We start from the raw sequence: 23,083 nt of genomic DNA, 5'->3' as shown, positions 1-23,083 counted from the left end.
CAGCGTCCCAACCTTCACGGCACCAGGCTGCGCTCCACCTGTAGCGACAGCATCTGGCAGGCATGGAACAAACCTTCAATCACCGCCGCGGAGGGGCAGCACGCGGGGTCATCGCTTTCCCGCGCCACGTGCGCGGCGTGCAGCACGGCCGTCAACGCGGTGATGCCCGAAGCGCTGCGGGTCGCCAAGGCCAGATCGAATGCCCGGCCGGGGCTGAGACGGGTTTCGGTCCACGCTTCGCCATCGGCACGCAGGTTGTTTCCGTGGCCTTTGAGGTGTGCAAAGAACGCGGATGATGGCGCGCCTTCGGCGGATTCGCAGAGGGCATCCTCGAGCGTTTCGGCTACGGCATTGGGAAGATCGCGCAGGGCTGCGCCGAGCAGCGCGTGCAGGCGGGGATAGTCGGGAAGACGGTCAGACATGGCGGCAACCTCACGGTGTGGCCACCTGCAGGTGCAAGGTGGCGGACGGTGCGGGTTGGCGTGCCGGATACGTAGTACGAAAGCCGGCGGGCCCTAAGACCCCCACGCACCGTCCGCCATGAACTGGCAGAGGGTGCATTGTCGTGACTGCAGTTTCAGCTGCAAGCCCGACGCCGTGTACTACGTAAGTTCGGGACGCCAATCCCGGCCAAGGCGAGTGCCTTGGCGAGGCAATGATTGGCCCACTGCTCGGCTGTTGAAAAGCCGGAAAACTCCCTACTTCGCTGTAGTTGAGGCGCTTGCGTCATGCAGTGTCGACTTGCCCATCGAATGGCGCTCCCGGCCTGCAGCCTTCAACCGCCGTCCGCCGCCATCCAGCGCGCCAGCAGTGGCAGATGCGACACACCTCCGCCCTCAGCTGTCCTCACGCGTGCTCTGGTACCCGCGATAGGTTTCGCCCCACTCACGCATGGCCAGCAGCACGGGCCCCAGCGTGCGACCGAATTCCGAAAGCTCGTATTCCACCTTCGGCGGCACTTCCGGATAAACATGGCGGATCAGCACGCCGTCCGCTTCCAGCTCGCGCAACTGGCTGGTCAGCATCGATTGCGTGGCGTTGGGCACCCGCCGGGTCAATTCCATGAAGCGCCGTTTACGCTTCATCAGGTGAAACAGGATGACCGGCTTCCACACGCCGCCCATTACCGAGAGGGTGACTTCCACGGCGCAGCCGCTCTTGCCGTCCCAACGCTTGCTACGCATATATACTCCGGAAAACCATAGTACCTACGAAAAATCGTCGTTCTTGTTGCAATAACGGTGCGAGCCTAGCATGGCCTCATCCACTGAAAGTGAGGCCCCCGATGAAATTCAAAGCACTGCTTTCCAGCAAGACGAACGACCGTGTTTCCACCGAACTGGTGGATTTTGACGAGGCCGACCTGATGGACGGCGATGTCCTGGTGCAGGTTGATTATTCAACCCTCAATTACAAGGATGCGCTGGCGCTGACCAACGTGCGCCCGGTCATCCAGAAGTTTCCGCTCATTCCCGGCATCGACCTTGCCGGCGTGGTGGTGGAATCCAGCAATGCCGGTTTCAAGGCCGGTGATCGCGTGGTGCTCAATGGCTGGGACCTGAGCATGGGCCACCACGGCGGCCTGGCCCAGCGCGCCCGCGTGCGGGGTGAGTGGCTGAACAAGATTCCCGGCAACCTGACCACCCGCGATGCCATGGCCATCGGCACCGCCGGTTATACCGCCATGCTGTGCGTGCTGGCACTGGAAGATGCGGGCGTGACCCCGGAGAAAGGCGATGTGCTGGTAACCGGCGCCAACGGCGGCGTGGGCTCGATTGCCGTGGCCATTCTGTCCAAGCTGGGCTACCGCGTGGTGGCCGCCACCGGCCGCCCCGAACATGCCGCGTACCTGCACAGCCTGGGCGCGGCGGAGATCATCGACCGCGCGGAGCTTTCCGAGCCGCGCAAGAAACCGATCAGCGCCGAGCGCTGGGCCGGCGTGGTGGACGTGGCCGGCGGCCCGACCCTGGTCAACGCGCTTGCCGAAACCAAGTACCGCGGCGCCGTGGCGGCCTGCGGCCTGGCGCAGAGCGATGCGCTGCACGGCTCGGTGCTGCCCTTCATCCTGCGTAACGTGACCCTGGCCGGCGTCGATTCGGTGAATGCCCCGCAGGACGTGCGCCAGCGTGCATGGGACCGCCTCGCCACCGACCTGGACCCGCAGAAGCTGGAAAGCACCGTGCAGCTGATCGGCTTGGCCGAGGTGCTGGATGTGTACGAGCAGATCATCCCGGGCAAGGTGCGCGGGCGGATCGTGGTGGATGTGAACGCCTGAGGGCGGTCGGGCCAGCGGTGGTGCAGCGCCATCGCTGGCTGCCTTGCCCAGAAGCTCTGCGCACGGCACCAAGGCCCCTTATCATGGAGCTGTAAGGGCGCTTTACGCCCAGTGACGTACGCAAGGCAGTTTCTGGATGTCTATGGAATGGCGCCCCTCGGGCTGGGGCCAGCGTGTGACCCGCTCGCCGGACTGGCGGCTGCGGCTGGATGGCGAGCATGTCGAGCTTCTGATTGAAGGCCGGCAGTACCGCCAACACGTCGATGATGACCAGCGTGTGCGGGTTCTTCCGGGCCTGTTCTGGGCCCGGGTTGCGCTGCAGAGCGACGACGGCGACACGCTGTCCGTGGATGGGCTGCCCAATCGCGACGCCTCCCGACTGTCGACTGCTGTCCAGCAGGTGCTCTTTGCGCGCACCACGCGCGGGCGCAAGGCACTCTTCGAGGAGATCCTGGAGCAGATCCAATCGTGGCTGGCCGAGGCCGACGCCCTCACCGACCGGGGCAGCGCCGGCCGCCGCTGGATCACGCACCAGCAGCAGCAGACGCTGCTGGCCGAGCGGCCCGCCCTGCCCTTGTCGCCGGCCGAGCTGGAACGGCTGTTCCTCGATGAGGACCTGCACGACGATCTGCATTCGCACAGCCACCGGGCTGCGCTGGATGCGCTGCACGACTGGCAGCTGGATTGGCCCGCCGCGTGGGCCGACGCCAATGCGACCATGGCAACGCGCGAACTGGTGCTGGCCAAGGACTTCCTGGACCGCGTTGAAAGCAAACCGCTGACCGAGGAACAGGCCCGCGCGGTGATCTGCTTTGACAACTGCGTGCAGGTTGTCGCTTCGGCTGGCTCCGGCAAGACCTCCACCATGGTCGCCAAGGCCGCTTATGCCATTGATCGCGGATTCTTTGAGCCCGAGCGGATCGTCATGCTCGCCTTCAACAAGGATGCCGCCAAGGAGCTGGAGGAACGCGCGCAGCGCTCTTTCGACCGGCTCGGCATGGGCGACACCGTGGTCGAGGCCCGGACCTTCCATGCACTCGGTTTGGCCATCATCGGCAAGGCCACCGGCCGCAAGCCCGATATTCCCGAATGGGCCATCGACGCCACGCTCGGCTTCAACAAACTGGCCGAGCTGGTGGACGATCTGAAAGACCGCTCGATCCATTTCCGTACCCAGTGGGACATGTTCCGCTTGGTGTTCGGGCGCGACCTTCCGCCGTTCGGTGCGGAGATGATGGCCGATGGCTACGACCGCGACGGCACGCCCTACATCCGCACCCTGCAGGGCGAGCGGGTGAATAGTCTGGAGGAGTGCGTCATTGCCGATTGGCTGTTCTACAACGGCGTGGCGTACGACTACGAGCGCCGTTACGAATTTGATACCGCCACCGATACCCATCACCAGTACCGGCCGGACTTCTACTACCCGGACGCAGCGCTGTATCACGAGCATTTTGCGCTGGATGCCAATGGTAGGCCGCCGAAGCACTTTGCCAACTACGCAGAAGGCATGCACTGGAAGCGCCAGCAGCACGTGGCACGCGGCACCGCACTGGTCGAGACGACCTCATTCGGCCTGCGCAGCGGGCATGCGTTGGAACATCTTGCGGAGAAACTCGGCGACGCCGATGTCGAGCTCGACCCTAACCCCGACCGTGAGCTGCCCAGCGAGGGCGCAAAGCCCATGCCGGATGCCGACCTGATCGGCCTGATGCGGACCTTCATTGCCCACGCCAAGAGCAACTGCCTGACGCTGGACGATCTGGCCGCGCGTCTGCAGCAGATGCCCGAGGATCAGTTCAAGGAGCGGCACCGGCGGTTCCTGGAAATCGCGGCGCCTGTCTTCCAGGCCTGGGACGAGGCGCTGGCGGACGAGCGCGGCATCGACTTCGAGGACATGCTCAACATGGCTGCCGGCATCCTGGAGCAGGGCCATTACGAATCTCCCTACGACCTGGTGATGGCCGACGAGTTCCAGGACGCCTCGCGCGCCCGTGCCCGCCTCTGCCGTGCGCTGGTCAGCCAGCCGGGTCGCCACCTGTTTGCAGTGGGAGATGACTGGCAGTCAATCAATCGCTTCGCCGGTGCCGATGTTTCGGTGATGACCGGATTCCGCGAATGGATGGGCCACGCCCAGGTGCTGAAGCTGGAGCAGACCTTCCGCTGCCCGCAGGAACTGTGCGATATCTCCAGCCGTTTCATCAGCCGCAATCCCGCGCAGATTGCCAAGGCGGTGCGTTCTTCGACGCCAGCGATTGGACCGGTGCTGCAGGCCTTCCAGATGACGCGGCGTGAGGAAGTGCAGGACGGTGTGCGCCAGTACCTCGCCAAATTGCATCAGCAGTTGCTGTCCGGGGCGGTGCCACAGGGGCGCGATGGGCGTGTTCGCGTGTTCGTGCTGGGCCGCTATCGGGCCGATCGCAACGCAGTGCCTGCGGATTGGAAGACACTGTTTGGAAGCACGATGGAGGTTGAGTTCCTGACCGCCCATCGTTCGAAGGGGCGCGAGGCGGACTACGTCATCCTGCCGGGCATGGTGAATCGTGGATTCCCCAGCCTGCGCGCGGATGATCCGGTGCTGTCGCTGGCGATGCCGGATGGCGATACCTACCCGCTGAGTGAAGAACGGCGGTTGTTCTATGTGGCGCTGACGCGCGCGCGGCGCAGCGTGGCGATGTTCACCCTGCAGGGCAAGTACTCGCCATTCCTGGATGAGCTCGTGGAGGAAGGCGTTGTGGAGGTGACCGGTATTTCAGGCGCGGCCATCAATGAGGAACGGTGCCCGGTGTGCAAGGTGGGCGTGTTTGTGGAGCGGAATGGGCCGCATGGGGCGTTCCGGTCGTGCTCTAGTTATCCGTTGTGCCATAACAAGCCGAAGAAGGGTGGGCGCCGCCAATAGGCGCGTGCAGCGCGTAGCTGCACACGGGTGGCTCAACCGATTTTCCGCAGATTAATCACAGGATACGGGACCACCATGCCCCTCTGGTAAACGGCCGGCCCCAACAAAACCAATGCGAATGTAGAACACGACGGCCTTGGCGTACCGCGCATTCGCATCGGAGGTCACAGGCTTCTGCTGCGCAAGAGCATGCTCATACAGCTGCCGACCCAGGCCTGCGCCTCGGACGTCGGGCGATATACGCAGCTGACAGGCGAAAGTCAATGGTGACGCCGAGGGAGAGATTCGCAATCCCCCCCTCCGAAAACCGCTAAGCGGCGGAAGTAGCCGACTTGGAAGGTTCACGTCTAGGCGCCTTAAGCGTCGGATCCAATATCAATAACTCAACGCCCATACGCTTTACCTGCGCAGAATACCTCAATGTCTTTCGCAAAGCCGGATATCCGTCATAGATCTCACGGATCTCAGGCGCGTTATCGTAGGTCACCATCCACGGATGGCCCAGCTTCGCAATCTCCCTTGAGAGCAACACGTGATCGTCATGCCCGTAGAAATTACGGTATAGCTCAGGGCCTTTTTTATAGTAGGGAGGATCGATATTCACCAAGGCCTTCCCTTTTATCTTCTTTACAACCTTCCTAAGGAACTGAATTGCATCCAATTGAGTCAAATGAATGTGATCCGCATATAGCGCAATCCTTCTTATTTTTTTTATGAGATTAACCTTATGGAATCTACAGTCTATAAGATAATCACCACGCTGATCAAATCCACCAATGACCCCCGCCTTCAGAATTCCAGAGCGATTAGTCCTATTCATGAAGAGAGTTGAAAATCCAAGCTCGAGTGAAGACTCCCCACCACCATCTTGAATCGCTCGCTGCCTTCTCCATTCGGCAATCGTTATTGGGGTCCGCTCAATCAATGAGCAAAGCTCGTCCGTTTCATTTATTACAGAATTCCACATTGAATAAATGGCAGGATCAATATCATTGATATAAATCTCCGACATAAATCCATCCATCAACAGCTTCAGGGCAACTCCGCACCCACCCGCAAAGGGCTCGGCGTAAGAGCCATAGAACAGATCGTTTGCGCGCAAAAGATCCACCACAAAGGGGGTCAACTGCGTCTTCCCCCCTGGGTAGCGCAACGGCGAATAGGTCACTGGCATAGTCCCTCCATGGACAAATTTTACTACGCCTCAGCCTTTGTGGCCACTATTTCTTTAGTCCACGGCAAAGCAGATAGATCGCAGGTTCAAGCGTGTCCCAGCGCCGCTTAATTTCCGCACCTGTAGGAATCATGCTCCCATGGACCCAAGCACCAAGTGTATCAGGCGAAATGCGACTTTCCCTATCGTTCGCCATGGTCCTAAGCGGCTTTAGCATACTCTCCAGTTTACGCTCACCGAACTCGCTCCGAAGAGCTGCATTTCCAGATAAATGCTTTTCGCATTTCCCAGCCAGAAAATGGAACTCACCTCCCCCAACACCATTGACCTTGGCATAGTCATGGATGATCTGCTCCAAGAACGCCCTAAAAAGATACGCCGAAGCAAATGACAGATCCGGGTCGATCTGACGCAGCTCGTCAAAGACCCGTTTGAGCACCGCACTCTCCAGAACAACCTTAAACGACGCCGGCACGATCTTTGGCCTAAAGTCAGGATTTGGGTTATTCCTCTGCCGTTGCTTCGCTGCAGCGACGCTCGGGACAACTGGCCTATCAACCTTATCTTTTACGGCCGCACCCCGCTGCCTTAGAGTGGCCGCGTAGGCTTCCCTGTCCTGCCTATTAGAACGAGACGAAATAGGCGAATCCTCCTGCGCAGCGTCGCGCAAGAATGTCGACACTGCGATGTCAAACTGATCAGGCTTTGCTAGCGATACCAACTTATAGCGATCCGCCAGTCCAAGCGCATCACGCACCACCGCATTGGAAAGATAACGAGTTAAAGTGGTTACCTTAATTTTTTCAAGGTCGCCCTCAGATATTATGCCAGAATCATGCGCGTACTGAAGCAAATCGACTGCGAGCGCATTTGGATTAGTGCCAGAGTCCTCAGCATCGAATCGAGTCTTCTGAGTAGCATCCCAGTTCCGAACGCCCGCACCTCCTTGCCCTCCAAGATGCCGAAGCTTCAGCCAATATCTTGCGGAAACACGATCAGGGAAGATCACGACATCGACAGAGGGAGAAAGCCGCGCCTCCAGCTTTAGCTGCTCAAAAGCGGCACGCGTTTTTGCAGTCGGCGCTCGATCTGGATCTCGGAGAAGTTTTAGAGAACATAGCCGCCTGTTCCCCTCTTGGACGATATATTTTCCCTTGATCTCGGGATGTGGAATCACTGCCAGCCGCTCGAGCGGCGAGGTTCCGTGCACCGCAATTTCCCGGGCAAGCGCAAGCACCTTTTCCTTCTTTACCAAATGATCGATTATTTCGGGCTCATTATCGATGGAGCTGTGCCTCGGATTCTTACTATCAAGAAAAATGTCAGAGATCTTGATCCGCGCGTCTGTCGGCTTAGCCATGCCTTCCCCCCTCTTCCTTTTGCCGGACTTGGCAAGTTGCAATACTTAAGGGAGTGTGACGATTTTTGCAACCACTAGAGTACCGGTGGGTCACCTTCTTGATCGGCGCCGACCACGCATAGCTCGCGCGCTCAGCTCTCCGGCCCACCACCGGGGCCTCGCGGGCTTGCCTAATCACTGCAGGGACCTACGCAGCTCAGGCGCTTCCATTTCCAAGCGCTCCCCCTTCCTCCGGATCACGACACCTGCGTCGGCATTCGTTCACCGGTTGGGCCGCCGCATTTCGTAGCTTCAGCACAGGGTAGGACCTCGCCGCATATCAGCGTTCGGCTTGGAGTTCACCCAGCCCAACTGCTAGGCACCACTGCTAGACTTATCCGGCTGAGGACAAAAATTCCCATGGAACGGCTGTGCCTGGCAACACTGCTGGTCCTGATCTGGCACCAGGTCGATACCGCGTCCTTGCCGCAATCGAACCTGTTCCGGATCCCGAGGGCATCCAAGGCTTTCTTATCTTCAACTTGGTCGGTGTCGCCTCTCTACTGCGTGAATATTACCAAGTCGTGATGACGCGGTGCTCAGCGTGGGCTGACTCCTTCCCTCGGGGGGGCTTGAGGTTCCGAGACCGCACTTAGCAAGGTCGACTTTGCTGCTGCGGGCCGCGACTCGTTCCATCTATCCATAGCATGTCTGGCTGCATGTCTGATTGCAGGTTCGCCTGCTCTCGGTCAGTCGTCGAGGTGCGACGGTCAGTACCTACGCATCAACCAAGCGCGCCCAGCTTGCGTCCATGCTTTCATCGGACACTTCGCTCTAGCCTTGATCGCCTGCGATGGGCTCGTCGGCTTCAGCGCAGCCAATACCCGCCTGGAGGCCGTCGCAGCTGCGTCGCCTAGGTGCTCAGCCAGCTTCAGTCGCACGCGGTTCGCCCGCACTGGCTGTTGCCGACAACGTGCAGCTCAATCTAAGCGTGGCCGATCATTTGGCACAGCATCAGAGCGCGGGAGGCAACCATAGGCGCCGCTCAGCGATTGGGGGAACTGCTTTGCCTAAACCGTGTGGAGCGGATGACCGGCACGGAAATGACCTTCATGTATGGCGAGATCATGGCCGAACGATTCCCGCGCTCCATTCGCATGCACCAGCGCGCAATGTGAATGCAATCCGAGGTGCCGGGATTGAGTTCGGCAGTAGATCGCGCAGAATCGACCACTTTGAGTAAGGTGCAACTGTGCGACACAGTAATCGATGCAACAAAAAAAGCCCCTATCTCTAAGAGCTTTTTAAGAGGCTTGGCGGAGAGAGTGGGATTCGAACCCACGGAAGGTTTAACCCTTCGCCGGTTTTCAAGACCGGTGCCTTAAACCGCTCGGCCATCTCTCCAATCGGGGTCCCGGTTGCCCGGGCAGCGGCGTATTCTCGCACGTGAAGCGCATTTGCCCAAGACCACCCTTGCCCCTGCCCCTCGCATCCGGCACGGTGGGGCATCACCTGCAACCGGAGCCGCCATGGCCCACCTCGATCTGGCGAACCTGCGCACCTGCCTGCTGGACGACACCCAGCTGGCAGCGGTCGCCCTGACCCGTAGTTTCGCCGGCCATCTGCCGGTCAGCAGCGGGCACCTGGTGGTCTGCGATCCGCTGGTCCAGGCGGAGGCCCCAGCACTGGCCGACTACACCGCCCCGGTGGGCCTGCATCCGGTCGAGATCATCGTGCACAGCGGCCGCCCGGCGCTGGCCGTGGTCTGGTTCAAACCGCGCGAAGCACTGACGGTATCGGCCCTGCACTGGCAGATGGCGCGCTGGACCACGCAGGACCTGACCGGGCTGGACGAGGACAGCTTCATTGGCTACCCGGTCGACGCCGGCATCGGTTGTTTCATGGACACCGATACTCAGCAGGCGCTGTTGGCGCTGATCGATCAGGGCAACGAAGCGTGGTCCGACGCGCTGATCGACCACGACGGCCTGGATGAAGGCGCCGAGTACCGGCCATGGGGCCCGGATTCGCCACACGGCCTGGTCGTGTTCACCAGCGGCTGGGGCGATGGCGTCTATCCCAGCTATTGGGCGCTGGATACATCCGGTGCCCCGGTGGCACTGGTCACTGATTTCCTGTGCATTGAGGGCGGTGATGGGCGCGACGCGCGTGAGCTTGCCGACCAGGCCTATCGCGACAGTCTTGCGCCCGAGGAAGCCGAGACATTGGCGCAGTTGGTGGCTGCCGTCGAGCGTAATGACACGGATGCGCTCCGCGCTCTGCTGAAGGATGCGCCACAGCGGGCCAACCAGATCGAGCCCGGCTGCGGCGGCACCGCGCTGTTCGAGGCGATTCGGTTGGACCGGCCGCAGGCATTGCGGGCGCTCCTGCAAGGCGCCGCGCTGCCGGCAATGCCCGAGCGCCTGCACATGAGCAAGGTGACCACCTATCAGGACTATGCGCGCTTTCTGAAGAAGCCACGCAGCGCGGAGCTGATGGCCGTGCTGGAGGCGCCGGGCATTGCCGAGCCTGAGACAGTTGCACAGTCACGGCCTGGCTTCTGGACGCGGTTGTTTGGGCGAAGGTAACGGACGCCGGAAACAGCAACGCCGGGCATGGCCCGGCGCTACCTTCGGAGATCAGTGTTGAGGGGGCAACCCTCAGCCCGCATCCACCGCCAGCGCACCCAGCGCGCTGGCCCTAATCTTCTCCTTGGCCTTCTCGCAGGCGCCACCGCAATCCAGGCGCGAGGCCTCCAGCTGCGGCGGCAGGTGTTCGGCCAGGAAATCGATGAAGACGCGCACGGCCGGCAGCAGGCCGCGGCGCGACGCGAACACGGCGTGGCACACGCCCTGCGGCAGCGACCAGTCCGGCAGCACCACTTCCAGCTCGCCATTGCGCACGGCTTCGGCGCAGACGGTTTCCGGCAGCATGGTGATGCCGAAACCATCCTTCACCATGCTCTGCAGCAGCGGGAAGTCGAAGCCGGCCACGCGCGGCTGCAGGTCCACCCGGCGCACTTCGCCTTCCGGGCCATGCAGTTCCCAGCGCTGGCGCGCTTCGTCTTCGCTGATGCTGAGGGTGACGTGTTGGGTCAGTTCTTCCGGGTCCTTCGGGCGGCCGGCGCGGTCCAGGTACTTCGGGCTGGCGACCAGCAGTTCCTGCACCTGGCCGAAGCTGCGCATCACCAGGCTGCCGTCGTCATCCAGGCGCGAACGCACGCGCAGGGCCACGTCGTAGCCTTCATTGATGATGTCCACGCGGCGGTTGCTGATGTTCAGCTGCAGGCGGACCTTGGGGTACTGCTCAAGGAACTTGGGCAGCAGCTTGGGCAGCTGCATCTGCGCCAGCGACACGGGCACGCTGGCACGCACGACGCCGCGCGGCTCGGCGCTGAGGCGGTCGACCACTTCGCGCGCGGCCTGGGCCTCGGCGAGCATGGTCTGTGCATGGCGGTGCACGCTGGTGCCGACGTCGGTAACGGCGAAGCGGCGCGTGGAGCGCTGCAGCAGGCGCACGCCCAGGTCGGTCTCAAGCTGGCTGATACGGCGGCTCAGGCGCGATTTGGGGATGCCCAGGGCGCGTTCGGCGGCAGCGAAACCGCCGTGGTCGACGACCATGGCGAAGTAGTACAGGTCATTCAGGTCATGCATACCCGAGTTCCATATCTAGAACAATTCGTGGCATTGAACCACCTTTATCCTGCCCGTGCAACAACCTATCGTTCTCTCCGTCGGCGGCGAACACCGCCCCTCCCTTCCAGAACATAGGTGACTGCCATGAAGCTTCTGCATCTCGACGCCAGCGTGCTTGGCGACAATTCCGTGTCCCGCCAGCTGACCGCTGCCGTGGTCGCCCAGTTCAAGAACCAGATCGACGGCCTGCAGGTCGATTATCGCGATCTTGACGCCAATCCGGTACCTCATCTGCGCAGCAGCTCGCTGGCCGGTGTCGATGCCGCCGAGGCGACCGATGCTGAACAGGTGATGCAGCAGTTCCTGGCCGCCGACATCCTGGTCATCGGCGCGCCGATGTACAACTTCAGCATCCCGTCCACCCTGAAGGCCTGGATCGACCGCGTTGCCGTGGCCGGACGCACCTTCAAGTACACCGAGAACGGCCCGGTGGGCCTGGCCGGTGGCAAGCGCGTGATCGTGGTGAGCGCCCGTGGCGGCATCTACACCGATTCGCCGGCCGACTTCCAGGAGCCCTTCCTGCGCCAGGTGTTCGCCTTCATGGGCATCAACAACGTTGAGTTCGTCCGTGCCGAGGGCATCGCCTACTCGCCGAAGCACCGCGAAGACGCCATTGCCGGCGCGCTGTCGGCCCTGCCGTCGCACGCTGCCGAAGAAGTGGCTGCGTAAGTACTGCGTTCCAGCAATCGGCGCCGTCCCCCCTCCTCGTCGGGGGCGCTGACTGCGGGCCGGGAGCCCCTCCCTCCCCCATCCCGGCCCACCCCAACGGCTCCGCTTTGCGGGGCCGTTTTTTGTTGTGCGGGGCCGGTAGGCTGGGGACATGGACTACATCGTGATGGCTGCGCACCGCAGCGAGTTTCCGCACCCGATCACCCTGCGCCGTGGGCAGGCACTGGTGGTGGGCGAGCGTTATGAGGGCCCTGAGGGCTGGGAGGACTGGTTTCTGTGCCAGGCCGAGGGGCAGGAACCAGGGTTCGTGCCGGCGCCGGTGATCGAGCGCGATGCGCAGGGTGGCGCGTTTGCCACGGAGGATTACTGCGCGCGCGAGCTGGATGTGGATCCGGGGCAGATATTGCGCGGGGAGCGCACGCTCAATGGCTGGGCGTGGTGCGTGCCGGAGACGGGCGAGCCCGGGTGGGTGCCGTTGGAGAAGGTTCGGGTTGTGGGGTGATCGCGAGGCTCATCCACGCATGGCGTGGATCTACTGCAGACGGTAGATCCACGCCGTGCATGGATGTCCCACCCCAAAAACGCCGGGCATGGCCCGGCGCTACCGGGTTCAACCGATGGTTTCGACGCCACCCATGTACGGGCGCAGCACGTCCGGCACGGTGATGCTGCCGTCGGCGTTCTGGTAGTTCTCCATCACCGCGATCATCGCGCGGCCGACGGCCACGCCCGAGCCGTTCAGGGTGTGCACCAGCTCCGGCTTGCCGGTGGCCGGGTTGCGCCAGCGGGCCTGCATGCGGCGGGCCTGGAAATCACCGGTGTTGGAGCACGAGCTGATCTCGCGGTAGGTGTTCTGCGAGGGCAGCCAGACTTCCAGGTCGTAGGTCTTGATGGCCGAGAAGCCCATGTCGCCAGTGCACAGCAGCACCTTCCGGTACGGCAGGCCCAGCTTTTCCAGCACGACTTCGGCGCAGCGGGTCATGCGAGTGTGTTCGGCGTCGCTGTCTTCCGGGCGGCAGATCGACACCAGCTCGACCTTCTCGAACTGATGCTGGCGGATCATCCCGCGCACGTCACGGCCGCCGCTGCCGGCTTCGGAACGGAAGCACAGCGAATGCGCGGTCATGCGCAGCGGCAGGCGCTCGGCGTCGACGATCTCGTCGCGCACGATATTGGTCAGCGAGATTTCCGAGGTGGAGATCAGATAACGCTTCTGCTCACCCAGATGGGTGACGAACATGTCTTCTTCGAACTTGGGCAACTGGCCGGTGCCGTACAGGCTGTCGGCGTTGACGATGACCGGGACGTTGGTTTCCTGGTACGCGTGTTCACCACTGTGCAGATCCAGCATGAACTGGGCCAGCGCGCGGTGCAGGCGCGCGATCGGGCCACGCAGCACGGTGAAGCGCGAGCCGGACAGCTTGGCGGCGGTTTCACCATCGAGCCACTTCTGCCGCGCACCCAGCTCGACGTGGTCCAGCACAGGGAAATCGAAGGTGCGCGGGGTGCCCCAGCGCGCCTGCTCGACGTTGTCGTTCTCGTCGGCGCCGGCCGGCACGTCATCGGCCGGCAGGTTCGGCAGCCCCATGGCGATGCTGTCGATCTTCTCGCGCAGCTCGTCCAGGGCCACTTCCGAGGCCTTCAGCTCATCGGCGAACGCAGCCACTTCGGCCATGATGGCCGACACGTCCTCGCCCTTGGCCTTGGCCTGGCCGATGGCCTTGGAGCGGCTGTTGCGCAGGCTCTGCAGCTCCTGGGTCCGCACCTGGATGCGCTTGCGATCGGCCTCCAGGGACTCCAGGGCAGACACGTCGAGCTCGAAGCCGCGGCTGGTGCGCAGGCGTTCGGCGAGGTCGGCGGGCTGGTGGCGGAGCAGGGCTGGATCAAGCATGGCGGGTGTCGTGGTAGGTATCAGGAACGGGATTATCGCCTGTTATACGGATTTCTGCCGCCCGGTTCATTCGCGCCGTGGCAGAATCGGGGCACTCCCTGCTGGTCCGGTCCATGTCTGCACCCCGCTCATCGCCTGCCAAGTCGCTCACCGTGCATATCCCGCGCAACGCCCTGAAGATCGCCGGCATCGCCTTCGGCGTGGGTGTGCTGCTGTTCGTGGTGGTCTGGTTGACCGGCCGCGACAAGGAGTTCTTCCGCGCCGATGACCCGGCCACGCAGACCCCGCAGGAAACTGCGCAGGTCGAGCCGCTGCCCGAGCCCCTGCCCGCCGCGGCCGGCTCGAGCGACATGCCCGATGCCAAGCCGGCACCGGTGCAGGAAGACGCGCCGAAGCTGGTGGAAACCGCCCCGCCGCCGCCGGCCAGCATTGAACCGGCCCCGGCCGCACCGGGCGGGGCCGCCCCGGCCACCGGCAACAGCCAGCCGATGCCCGTGGCGGACCAGTCGCCGCCCCCGACCTACCCGGCCGCCGCGCTGCGCCGTGGCGAGTCCGGCAGCGTGGTGGTGCGGGTGGACGTGGATGCCACCGGCTATGCCAACAACATCACCGTGATCCAGCGCAGCGGCTCGCGCGAGCTGGACCGCGCCGCTACCGAGGCGGTACGCCGCTGGCGCTTCAGCCCCGCGCTGAGCAACGGCCAGCCGGTGCCGGGCTCCATTGAAGTGCCGTTCGACTTCAAGCCGCAGTAACTGAACGCTTCCCGGCAGGCAACCTGAACCCTGCCGGTTGCGTTGACGCAACGCTGACACATCGCTACATCGCCTCGGGCAAGACTTTGTGCGTCGTTACTGTCGCGAGGAGTCTGCAATGAGTGCTGCTACCCATGACCACCTTCATTCCCCGCATCTGCAGCAGGACGTGAGCGAGCGCCCGCAGCGCACCTCACTCTGGCTGTGGCTGGCGCTGATCGTGGCGATGTTTGCCGCCGCACTGATGTGGCTGCGGTTCTCGAACCAGGAAGACGTGGCGCCGGCTCCGGTGGGCCAGCGCATGCTGCCGGCCAGCGAGACCTCGGTGGCCACCGCGCCTGCAACGCGCAACGCGACCCCGGCGAGCGAGCAGCGCAAGGCGACCCCGGCCGTCCGCAACCGCGAGGCCAGCCCGCTGGCCAGCAATGACAAGCCGACCTACCCGGCGACTGCGCTGCGTAATGGCGTGCAGGGCAGCGTGGTGGCCAGCCTCAACGTGGATACCCGCGGCAACGTGACCCAGGCGAGCATCGTGTCGCGTAGTGGCGAGCGCAGCCGTGACCTGGATCGCTCGGTGCTGCGCACCGTGCAGGGCTGGAAGTTTGAGCCGGCCGTGCAGAACGGCCGTGCCGTGGCGAGTGTGGTGCGCGTGCCGGTGGACTTCCGTACCGAGCAGCGTTGATCGCGAGCGAGGGGCTCGTGATTGGAAGACGGAGGCTTCGGCCTCCGTCTTTTTTTTGTGCCGGGGTTGTGAGGCCGCCGGGCATGGCCCGGCGCTACCGGGCTCCGGGCGCGGCGACGTTGCCCCGGGCATGGCCCGGCGCTATCGGGATCGGCGCCGATTGGTAGCGCCGGGCCATGCCCGGCGAGCGCAGCGGTGCTCTGGCGACCTCAGGCCAAGTCGAAACCGGCGCTGCGGGCCAGGCCGTCGAAATCCGGGAAGGACGTGGCGACATTGGCGATGTCGTTGATGCGCACTTCGCCGCCGCTGATCTGCCCGGCAATGGCAAACGCCATCGCGATGCGGTGGTCACCGTGGCTTTCGATGGTGCCGCTGCCCAGGGTAACGCCACCGTGCAGCGTGGCGCCTTCCTCGGTTTCATCCACCTGCATACCCAGCGCGCGCAGACCGGTGGCCATGGCTGCCAAGCGGTCCGATTCCTTCACCCGCAGCTCGGCAGCGCCGGTCACCACGGTCTGGCCTTCGGCGGCGGCGGCGGCCACGAACAGGGCCGGGAATTCGTCGATCATGTCCGGCACAAGCGCTTCGGGAATGCGCGCGCCCTTCAGCGGGGCATGGCGCACCACCAGGTCGGCCACCGGTTCACCGCCCTGCTCGGCCGGATTCTCTTCGGTGATGTCCGCGCCCATCAGGCGCAGCGCGTACAGCAGGCCGGTGCGGCGCGGGTTGAGGCCAACCTGCTTGAGCCGCAGCTCGGAGCCCGGAATGATGCTGGCGGCGACCAGGAAGAACGCGGCCGAGGAGAAATCAGCCGGTACCACGATGTCGGTGGCGCGCAGGCGCTGGCCGCCACGCAGGCGGGCCTTGCCCGGCGAGAACTCGATGTCCACGCCGAACGCCGAGAGCATGCGCTCGGTGTAATCGCGGGTCGGGTGCGGTTCGACCACGCTGGTTTCGCCCTGTGCATACAGGCCGGCCAGCAGCACGGCGGACTTCACCTGAGCACTGGCCACCGGCGAGGCGAAATCGATGCCCTGCAGCGACTGCCCGCCATGCACGTGCAGCGGCGGGGTGCCATCGCTTTCGGTGTCGATCTTCGCGCCCATCTGCGACAGCGGGCCGGTGACACGGCGCATCGGACGGCCGGACAGCGATTCGTCGCCCACCAGGGTGCAGTCGAACGCCTGGCCTGCCAACAGGCCGGCCAACAGGCGCATGCCGGTGCCGGCGTTACCGCAGTCCAGCGGCGCGCTGGGCGCCTGCAGGCCATCGATGCCGACGCCGTGCACCACGCGCTGCGAGGCACTGGGGGTTTCAATACGCACGCCGAGCTGGCTGAAGATGCGCGCGGTGGCGCGGGTGTCTTCGCCTTCCAGGAAGCCGTCGATATGCGAGGTGCCATCGGCCAGCGCGGCAAACATCACCGAACGGTGCGAGACCGACTTGTCGCCGGGAATGGTCAGGCTGCCCTGCAGCGGCTGGCCCTTGCGGGCAATCCAGTGTTGCGCGTTGCTCATCGTTCGATCATTCCGTAAACGCCGGCGCGCCGGCGGTGCATCAAAGGGCGCGGCACGCGGCCGCAACGGCAATCAGGGCACGGCCACCGGGTAGGAACCCAGCACCTTGATCTGCGCCGAGTGCGCTTCCAGCTCGGCCAGCGCGGCCTGCATCGGCGCGTCGTCGATGTGGCCGGCCAGATCGATGAAGAAGCCGTATTCCCACTTGCCGTGGTGCGACGGGCGCGACTCGATGCGGTTCATGCTGATGCCATGGCGGGCGAACGGGCTGAGCACATCGAACAGCGCGCCGGGCTTGTCATGGATGAACACCAGCACGGAAGTGCGGTCGTGGCCGGAGGTCGGGAAGATGTTGCGGCCCACCACCAGGAAACGGGTGGTGTTGTCGGCATCGTTCTGGATGGGCTTGGTGACGACCTTCTTCAGGCCGTACACGTGGCCGGCACTCTCGCCGCCGATGGCAGCGGCGTCGTCGGCATTGCGCGCACGGCGCGCGCCTTCGGCGTTGCTGGCGACCGGGATCTTCTCGGCCTTGGGCAGGTTGGCGCGCATCCACGCCGAGGTCTGCATGAAGGACTGTGGGTGGCCGTAGACGCGCTCGATGTCTTCCAGGCGACCACTGCGCGACATCAGGTACTGCTGCACGCGCAGTTCCACTTCACCGCATATCTTCAGGTTGGAAGTGAGGAACATGTCCAGGGTGATCTGGATGGTGCCCTGCCCCGAGTTTTCCACCGGCACCACGCCGAAATCGGCGCTGCCCGCTTCCACTTCCTGGAATACTTCTTCGATGCTGGCCATCGGCAGGCCCAGCGCCGAGCGGCCGAAGTGCTTGAGCACGGCCTGCTGGCTGAAGGTGCCTTCCGGGCCGAGGTAACCGATCTTCAGCGGTTCCTGCTGGGCCAGGCAGGCCGACATGATTTCGCGGTAGACGTGCACCAGCACTTCATCGCTGAGCGGACCTTCGTTGCGGTCCACCACCATGCGCAGCACCTGCGCTTCGCGCTCAGGGCGGTAGTAATCGACGGCGGCGGCGAGCTTGCCCTTGGCCTTGCCGACCTGGTGGGCGAACTGCGCACGCTCGGCGATCAGGCTCTGGATATCACGGTCGATCTGGTCGATCTTCGAGCGCACGTCGGCCAGTGCCAGCGGTGCCTGGGTCGGGACCGGGGTGGTCCTGGACGAGGCCTTGCCCTTGGCCGCGGCCTCAGACTTGGCGGATGCGCTCTTCTTCGGCGACGTCTTGCTGGGTTTGCTTGCCATCGGAATTCCTTGTTGCGGGGCACGCACCCGACGGTGCGCGCCGTTCATTGCTCAGCCGTTGCGCTGCTGGAAATCGGCCATGAAGGCGACCAGCGCCTCGGCCCCGGCCAGCGGCATGGCGTTGTACAGCGAGGCGCGGATGCCACCGACCACCTTGTGGCCCTTCAGGGCCAGCAGGCCGGCGGCCTTGGCTTCGGCTACGAAGCGGGCATCGAGATCGGCGTTGGGCAGGAAGAACGGAATGTTCATCCGCGAGCGCGCCGAGTGCGCGACTTCATTGCGATAAAAGCCGCCGGAGGCATCGATGGCGCCGTACACCAGCGCGGCCTTGGCGGCATTGCGCTTGGCGAACTCGACCACGCCGCCTTCGGCCAGCATCCACTTGAACACCAGGCCGGCCAGGTACCAGTTCCAGGTCGGCGGGGTGTTGAGCATGGAATCGCGGGCGACGTGCGAGCGGTAATCGAAGATGTCCGCGCGGGCCTGACCGCTGCGCTCGAGCAGGTCGCGGCGGATGATCATCACCGCGATGCCGACCGGGCCCAGGTTCTTCTGCGCGCCGGCATAGATGACGCCATAGCTGCGCACATCCAGCGGTTCGCTGGCGATGGAGGAGCTGAAATCGGCCACCAGCGGAACGTCACCGGTGTCGGGCACATCACGGAACTCGACGCCGTGGATGGTCTCGTTGGCGGTGATGTGCACGTAAGCGGCATCATCGGAAAGCTGCCAGCTGCTGCGCTCAGGCAGTTCGCGGTAGCCATTGGCCTCGCTGCTGGCGGCGATGTTGACGCCGACGTAAGGACTGGCCTGCTTGACCGCCGTCTTTCCCCAGTGGCCGCTGACCACGTAGTCGGCGCGCTGACCGGCCTGGGCGAAGTTGAGCGGGATGAGCGCCTGCTGGGTGGTGGCGCCGCCGGGCAGGAACAGCACGGCATAGTCGTCGGGGATATCGAGCAGGCGGCGCAGGTCGGCCTCGGCCTCGGCCGCCACGGACATGAATTCCGGGCCGCGATGGCTCATTTCCACGATCGAGGCGCCGGCACCGTGCCAGTCCAGCATTTCCGCCTGCGCCTGGCGCAGGACCGATTCCGGCAAGGTTGCAGGGCCGGCACTGAAGTTGAACGCGCGCGTCATGTGACACCTGTGGGGCAAGACCCCTAGTATGCCGCAGTGCACCAGCCTTGCGGCCTGGTGCGGCAAGGGAAATTTGGTTTCATTGGTATCCATTTGCCCGCGCACAGCACGGGTAGCCGCCAACCTTGGTTGGCGTACGCCGCAGGGCGTCATGGCTGCGGATGAAACCTGCCAACCAAGGTTGGCACCTACCGGAGCGAAGGCCGTGCATGGCACGGGGCCCGCGCACGGCTTTGGTAGCCGCCAACCTTGGTTGGCGTACGCCGCAAGGCGTCATGGGTGTGGAAGGAATGCGCCAACCAAGGTTGGCATCTACCAGAGCGAAGGCCGGTAGCGCCGGGCCATGCCCGGCGGACGCGGATCAGCGCGCGCCGAACCAGAGCAGCAGGCTGAGCACGCCGGCCAGCGCCACGGCACTCACCAGCAGCCACGGCCAACGCCGCACCCGGCGCGGCGCCACGGGGGCGTCCGCCACCTGCTCGCCATCGTGGCTGGCATCGTCCTCGGCCGGCAGCGGGCGCCGGCGCGGATCGTGCGGCACTTCCAGCACGAAACGATGCTGGCCATCAAAGACCACCTGGTCGCCCGGCTGCAGCCAGCAGTGGCGCACGGTCACGCCGTTGACCCGGGTGCCGTCGGCACTGCCCAGGTCGCGCAGCAGTACACGATCGCCCTGCACTTCCACCCGGGCGTGCTGCTCGGCAAAGGCGGGGTCGTCGATCTCGATATCAACATCGCTGCCACGGCCGACCAGGCGCGGGCGCGACAGGGTGTAGCTGCGGCCATGGTGCAGGCCGCCGACACCGCGCAGCAGGCGCTGCTCATCGGCGATGCCCTCGCTGGCCGGCGATGGCGACGGTGCCTGCAGCAGGCTCTCGACCTCACCCTGCAGGACCATCTCCACGCCATCCACATACACCGCATCACCTGCACGTAGAAGGGCCATGCGCCGCACCGGGCGACCGTTCACGTGGATGCTGCGGATGCCGTTGCCGACCTGCAGCCAGAGGCCGCGGTCGTCCATGCAGAACTGGGCCAGCAGCAGCGCGCCATGGCCGGGGTCACCCAGCCGCACGCTGCCGTTTGCCTGGCGCACGATGCGCTGCACCCCGGGCCGCAGGGGCTGGTCGGGCTGTTGTTGTTGACTGAAGTGAACAAGCAGGTTCTGCACGCGGCGCAGACTAGCAGGTTGCTCGCCAACGCAGAAGAACCGGCGACGGGCGCTTGGCGTGGCGCCCGCCGATGCGCACAATGGCCGCCCTCTTTGATATCCCCGCCCAGCGCCAGGAGCCTGCATGTCCACCATCGATGTCCGCCACGCCCACGCCCTGCCCGATGCACAGGCCCGCGAGGCGATCGAACAGGTTGCCGCCAAGCTGGGCGAGCGCTTCGGCCTCAAATCCAGCTGGGCCGCCGATGTGCTGAACTTCAGCGGCAGCGGCGTGGACGGCGTTATCGAGCTGCAGCCGGGCGCCGTGCGCGTGACCGCCAAGCTGGGTTTCCTGCTGTCCGCCATGAAGGGCATGGTGGAAACCGAGATCCAGCGCGTGCTGAAGGAAAAGCTGGGCTGAACCCAGGCAGCGGCCATCACGGCCCTGCAACGTTGGTGCGCGCTACTCTCGGGGGCAGGTCCAACTCCCCCGGGAAGCGCAATGAACCAGTACGAGAATGACGACCGCCGCGACGACGACGCTTCGTTCGGCGAACAGGCCGAGCGCTTTTCGCGCAAGTTCAGCAATTCGGCACAGCAGGTCTGGCTGGCCGGCCTGGGTGCACTGGGCCGCGCACAGGCCGAAGGCAGCCGCTTCTTCGATGGGCTGGTGAAGGAAGGCGAAGCTTGGGAATCCCGGCGCCGCGAGCGCAGCGGTGAGGAGGGCCCGGGCTGGCGCGACAACGTGGAGACCTCTCTGGACGAGGCCCGCGAAAAGGCCTCCGGCACCTGGAACAAGGTTGAAAAGGCCTTCGACGACCAGGTGCAGGGCGTGCTCAAGCGCCTGCACGTCCCCACCGCCAACGATGTGTCTGCACTCGAGGCCCGCCTTGACGCCCTGCATGCGCGCCTGGCCAAGCTGGAGAACCGCGCAGCGTCGGGCAGTGATGCGCCGGCACCGGGCAGCCATCAATCGCCGGGCGGCGTCCCTTGACCGCCGATTGTTGCAATGCAATAAAAATTGTCTGACAATCGCGAGGAGCCCGCCAATCGCTTCGCCTGCCGTTTGTTCCCTCCCCTCACGGCTTCAGGATTGGCGGGTTTTTTCGTGCCTGCGCCACGCGGATCTGCGGGCTGCATCACAATCCGTGTCAGGAACGTCCTGACGCATTCGGACGCCGCAGTCTTTACACTGTGGCCTTCCGTTTTCGCCCCTTCCGCTCTCTTCCTGCATGCTCCCTTGGATTCTGGCCCTGCTGTCGGCCCTGCTTACCTGCACCCTGGCAATCGTCTATCTGTGGTGGGTCAAGCGGCGGCGAACAGAAATGCAACTGGGGCTGCAGGCCTTGGCGGGCATGCATTGGCGCGAGTTTTCGACGCTGATCAAGCGGATGCTGCGCGAGCGGCGCGGCCTGCGCGAAGTGGCCGACCCGACCGACGAAGTGCGCGAGCCGAGCAGTGATTTCCTGCTCAGCGATGGCCCCAATACCTGGCTGGTCTCCTGCAAGCATGGGCTGGCCTACCGCATCGGTACGGCCGCGGTGAACGAGCTGGGCGCCGTCGCGCGCCTGGCTGGCGCCAAGGGTGGTCTGCTCATCACCGAGGGCCGGGTCGAGCGCGATGGCCTGGCCGCCGCTGAAAAGCAGTCGGTGGAAGTGCTGGACGGACCGCGCCTGTGGCCGCTGCTGCAGGCCTACCTGCCGGACGAAATTGAAACGCGCGTGCGTGCAACCGCCCGCCACGAAGCGTTGCGCCGCATCGCCATTTCCGCGCTGGGTGCGGTGACCCTGGGCCTGCTGGTCGGGCTGGGCCTGCAGGGCCTGCATGTGGAAACCGGCGCTGCCGCTGTCGACAGCACGCCTCCGCCCGCGGCAGCCGCACCGGCGCCGGTCGCCCCGGACGTACAGCCGGACGTGCAGCCGGCCGCAGCGCTGGTGGCAGACGCGAAGAACGTGCCTGCGCCAGCGGCTCCGGCCGAGGCAGCGCCTGCTGCGCCGGCCGACAACGGCCGCAACGAGCTCAATCCCGATATCGCGACCCTGGACCGTTACCAGGCCGAACTGGCACGCGCACTGGCCCACCAGCCCGGTATCGCCAGCGGCGTCTGGCTGACCCGGCAGACCCTCGCCATCAATCGCACTGGCGAGCTGGAGGCGGTATGGCCTCGGGTCTGCCAGGAAGTACTGCGTTACCCCGCCCTGCGCAACGTGCGCGTGCAGATCAATGCCCGCCCCGGCGTGGACGAGCCGGTGCGCTGGCGGCAGTGCGCCACGTATTGATGGGGCGACATCCACGCATGGCGTGGATCTACTGATGGTCGGGGATCATCCACGCATGGCGTGGATCTACTGATGGTCGGGGATCATCCACGCGTGGCGTGGATCTACTGATGGTCGGGGATCATCCACGCGTGGCGTGGATCTACTGATGGTCGGGGATCATCCGCGCATGGCGTGGACGCCTATGTAGAGTCGAGCCATGCTCGACTCATCGCGCACCGCGCGAACAGCGTCCGAGCATGGCTTGTATGTTCCTCCCGGCTCCTACGAGGTATGTAGGAGCCAGGGTGGAGGGACCGACAAGCATGGATCTGCGGATAGCGCCGACAGACGAGCCGAGCGATCCCCATCCCGCACACGA

21 protein-coding genes and 1 tRNA gene are annotated in these 23,083 nt (G+C 64.4%); 10 read left to right on the top strand and 12 right to left on the bottom strand.

Translation table 11 applies throughout. The annotated features are described in order from the left end of the window. Positions 1–14: 14 nt before the first annotated feature. Complete coding sequence (locus FJU31_RS06525; protein ID WP_150454031.1) at positions 15–422, bottom strand: hypothetical protein; 408 nt, start codon at positions 420–422, stop codon at positions 15–17. 414 nt (positions 423–836) lie between these two features. Continuing rightward, on the bottom strand, positions 837–1,184 hold the full coding sequence (locus FJU31_RS06520) for a winged helix-turn-helix transcriptional regulator (RefSeq protein ID WP_150454030.1): 348 nt from the start codon (positions 1,182–1,184) through the stop codon (positions 837–839). A gap of 101 nt (positions 1,185–1,285) precedes the next feature. Between FJU31_RS06520 and acuI the strand changes: the two genes are divergently transcribed. Both acuI and FJU31_RS06510 read left to right on the top strand, forming a co-directional pair. Continuing rightward, positions 1,286–2,275: an acrylyl-CoA reductase (NADPH) gene (acuI, locus tag FJU31_RS06515; protein WP_150454029.1), complete on the top strand. Its 990-nt coding sequence runs from the start codon at positions 1,286–1,288 to the stop codon at positions 2,273–2,275. 142 nt (positions 2,276–2,417) lie between these two features. Beyond that, a complete protein-coding gene (locus FJU31_RS06510; RefSeq protein ID WP_150454157.1) occupies positions 2,418–5,174 on the top strand; it encodes a UvrD-helicase domain-containing protein in 2,757 nt (918 codons plus the stop codon). A gap of 51 nt (positions 5,175–5,225) precedes the next feature. Here FJU31_RS06510 and FJU31_RS19605 read toward each other — a convergent pair whose 3' ends face one another. The 4 genes from FJU31_RS19605 to FJU31_RS06485 all read right to left on the bottom strand — a co-directional run bounded on the left by FJU31_RS19605 (position 5,226) and on the right by FJU31_RS06485 (position 9,091). Continuing rightward, complete coding sequence (locus FJU31_RS19605; protein ID WP_425473638.1) at positions 5,226–5,519, bottom strand: GNAT family N-acetyltransferase; 294 nt, start codon at positions 5,517–5,519, stop codon at positions 5,226–5,228. Continuing rightward, positions 5,485–6,348 (bottom strand): DNA adenine methylase, encoded by an 864-nt coding sequence (locus tag FJU31_RS06500; protein WP_150454028.1) that lies wholly within the window; start codon positions 6,346–6,348, stop codon positions 5,485–5,487. Before FJU31_RS06500 ends, FJU31_RS19605 begins: the two co-directional genes overlap by 35 nt. Before the next feature lie 46 nt (positions 6,349–6,394). Then, the gene (locus FJU31_RS06495; RefSeq protein ID WP_150454027.1) at positions 6,395–7,708 is read right to left on the bottom strand and encodes a ParB N-terminal domain-containing protein; all 1,314 of its coding nucleotides are present in this window, start codon (positions 7,706–7,708) and stop codon (positions 6,395–6,397) included. A 1,293-nt stretch (positions 7,709–9,001) separates the two neighbouring features. Further along, a tRNA-Ser gene (locus tag FJU31_RS06485) sits at positions 9,002–9,091 on the bottom strand. 125 nt (positions 9,092–9,216) lie between these two features. Between FJU31_RS06485 and FJU31_RS06480 the strand changes: the two genes are divergently transcribed. Next, positions 9,217–10,275 (top strand): DUF4241 domain-containing protein, encoded by a 1,059-nt coding sequence (locus FJU31_RS06480; RefSeq protein ID WP_150454026.1) that lies wholly within the window; start codon positions 9,217–9,219, stop codon positions 10,273–10,275. Between the two features lie 72 nt (positions 10,276–10,347). On the opposite strand, the gene FJU31_RS06475 is transcribed toward FJU31_RS06480, so the two are convergent. Continuing rightward, the gene (locus tag FJU31_RS06475) at positions 10,348–11,340 is read right to left on the bottom strand and encodes a LysR family transcriptional regulator (RefSeq protein WP_150454025.1); all 993 of its coding nucleotides are present in this window, start codon (positions 11,338–11,340) and stop codon (positions 10,348–10,350) included. Positions 11,341–11,466: 126 nt separating this feature from the next. Between FJU31_RS06475 and FJU31_RS06470 the strand changes: the two genes are divergently transcribed. Both FJU31_RS06470 and FJU31_RS06465 read left to right on the top strand, forming a co-directional pair. Beyond that, positions 11,467–12,051: an FMN-dependent NADH-azoreductase gene (locus FJU31_RS06470; RefSeq protein ID WP_150454024.1), complete on the top strand. Its 585-nt coding sequence runs from the start codon at positions 11,467–11,469 to the stop codon at positions 12,049–12,051. A gap of 151 nt (positions 12,052–12,202) precedes the next feature. Beyond that, positions 12,203–12,553 carry an SH3 domain-containing protein gene (locus FJU31_RS06465; protein ID WP_150454023.1) on the top strand — a complete coding sequence of 117 codons (351 nt, stop codon included), beginning with the start codon at positions 12,203–12,205 and terminating at the stop codon, positions 12,551–12,553. Positions 12,554–12,661: 108 nt separating this feature from the next. Here the strand turns inward: FJU31_RS06465 and serS are convergent, their stop codons facing one another. Next, positions 12,662–13,942 (bottom strand): serine--tRNA ligase, encoded by a 1,281-nt coding sequence (gene serS / locus FJU31_RS06460; RefSeq protein ID WP_150454022.1) that lies wholly within the window; start codon positions 13,940–13,942, stop codon positions 12,662–12,664. 113 nt (positions 13,943–14,055) lie between these two features. Here serS and FJU31_RS06455 point away from each other — a divergent pair, with 113 nt between their 5' ends. Then, positions 14,056–14,694: an energy transducer TonB gene (locus FJU31_RS06455; RefSeq protein WP_150454021.1), complete on the top strand. Its 639-nt coding sequence runs from the start codon at positions 14,056–14,058 to the stop codon at positions 14,692–14,694. Between the two features lie 118 nt (positions 14,695–14,812). Continuing rightward, complete coding sequence (locus FJU31_RS06450; protein ID WP_150454020.1) at positions 14,813–15,376, top strand: energy transducer TonB; 564 nt, start codon at positions 14,813–14,815, stop codon at positions 15,374–15,376. A gap of 209 nt (positions 15,377–15,585) precedes the next feature. Here the strand turns inward: FJU31_RS06450 and aroA are convergent, their stop codons facing one another. The 4 genes from aroA to FJU31_RS06430 all read right to left on the bottom strand — a co-directional run bounded on the left by aroA (position 15,586) and on the right by FJU31_RS06430 (position 20,464). Then, entirely contained in the window at positions 15,586–16,893 is a 1,308-nt protein-coding gene (gene aroA, locus FJU31_RS06445; protein ID WP_150454019.1) for a 3-phosphoshikimate 1-carboxyvinyltransferase, read from the bottom strand. Between the two features lie 72 nt (positions 16,894–16,965). Continuing rightward, on the bottom strand, positions 16,966–18,156 hold the full coding sequence (gene pheA, locus FJU31_RS06440; RefSeq protein ID WP_150454018.1) for a prephenate dehydratase: 1,191 nt from the start codon (positions 18,154–18,156) through the stop codon (positions 16,966–16,968). A 51-nt stretch (positions 18,157–18,207) separates the two neighbouring features. Beyond that, entirely contained in the window at positions 18,208–19,293 is a 1,086-nt protein-coding gene (gene serC, locus FJU31_RS06435; protein ID WP_150454017.1) for a 3-phosphoserine/phosphohydroxythreonine transaminase, read from the bottom strand. A gap of 361 nt (positions 19,294–19,654) precedes the next feature. Then, on the bottom strand, positions 19,655–20,464 hold the full coding sequence (locus FJU31_RS06430) for an FHA domain-containing protein (protein ID WP_150454016.1): 810 nt from the start codon (positions 20,462–20,464) through the stop codon (positions 19,655–19,657). Between the two features lie 124 nt (positions 20,465–20,588). On the opposite strand from FJU31_RS06430, the gene FJU31_RS06425 reads away from it, so the two are divergent. From FJU31_RS06425 to FJU31_RS06415, 3 genes are all read left to right on the top strand, one after another. Further along, positions 20,589–20,864 carry a polyhydroxyalkanoic acid system family protein gene (locus FJU31_RS06425; protein ID WP_150454015.1) on the top strand — a complete coding sequence of 92 codons (276 nt, stop codon included), beginning with the start codon at positions 20,589–20,591 and terminating at the stop codon, positions 20,862–20,864. An 81-nt stretch (positions 20,865–20,945) separates the two neighbouring features. Beyond that, on the top strand, positions 20,946–21,437 hold the full coding sequence (locus FJU31_RS06420; RefSeq protein WP_150454014.1) for a phasin family protein: 492 nt from the start codon (positions 20,946–20,948) through the stop codon (positions 21,435–21,437). Positions 21,438–21,675: 238 nt separating this feature from the next. Then, positions 21,676–22,722 carry a restriction endonuclease gene (locus FJU31_RS06415; protein WP_150454013.1) on the top strand — a complete coding sequence of 349 codons (1,047 nt, stop codon included), beginning with the start codon at positions 21,676–21,678 and terminating at the stop codon, positions 22,720–22,722. The last annotated feature ends 361 nt before the right edge of the window (positions 22,723–23,083 follow it).

Origin of the sequence: Stenotrophomonas cyclobalanopsidis, assembly GCF_008710035.1 — a bacterium.
Lineage (GTDB): Bacteria > Pseudomonadota > Gammaproteobacteria > Xanthomonadales > Xanthomonadaceae > Stenotrophomonas > Stenotrophomonas cyclobalanopsidis.
Note: the sequence above shows the minus strand (reverse complement) of the source record. Positions and strands in the feature narration are given on the sequence as shown.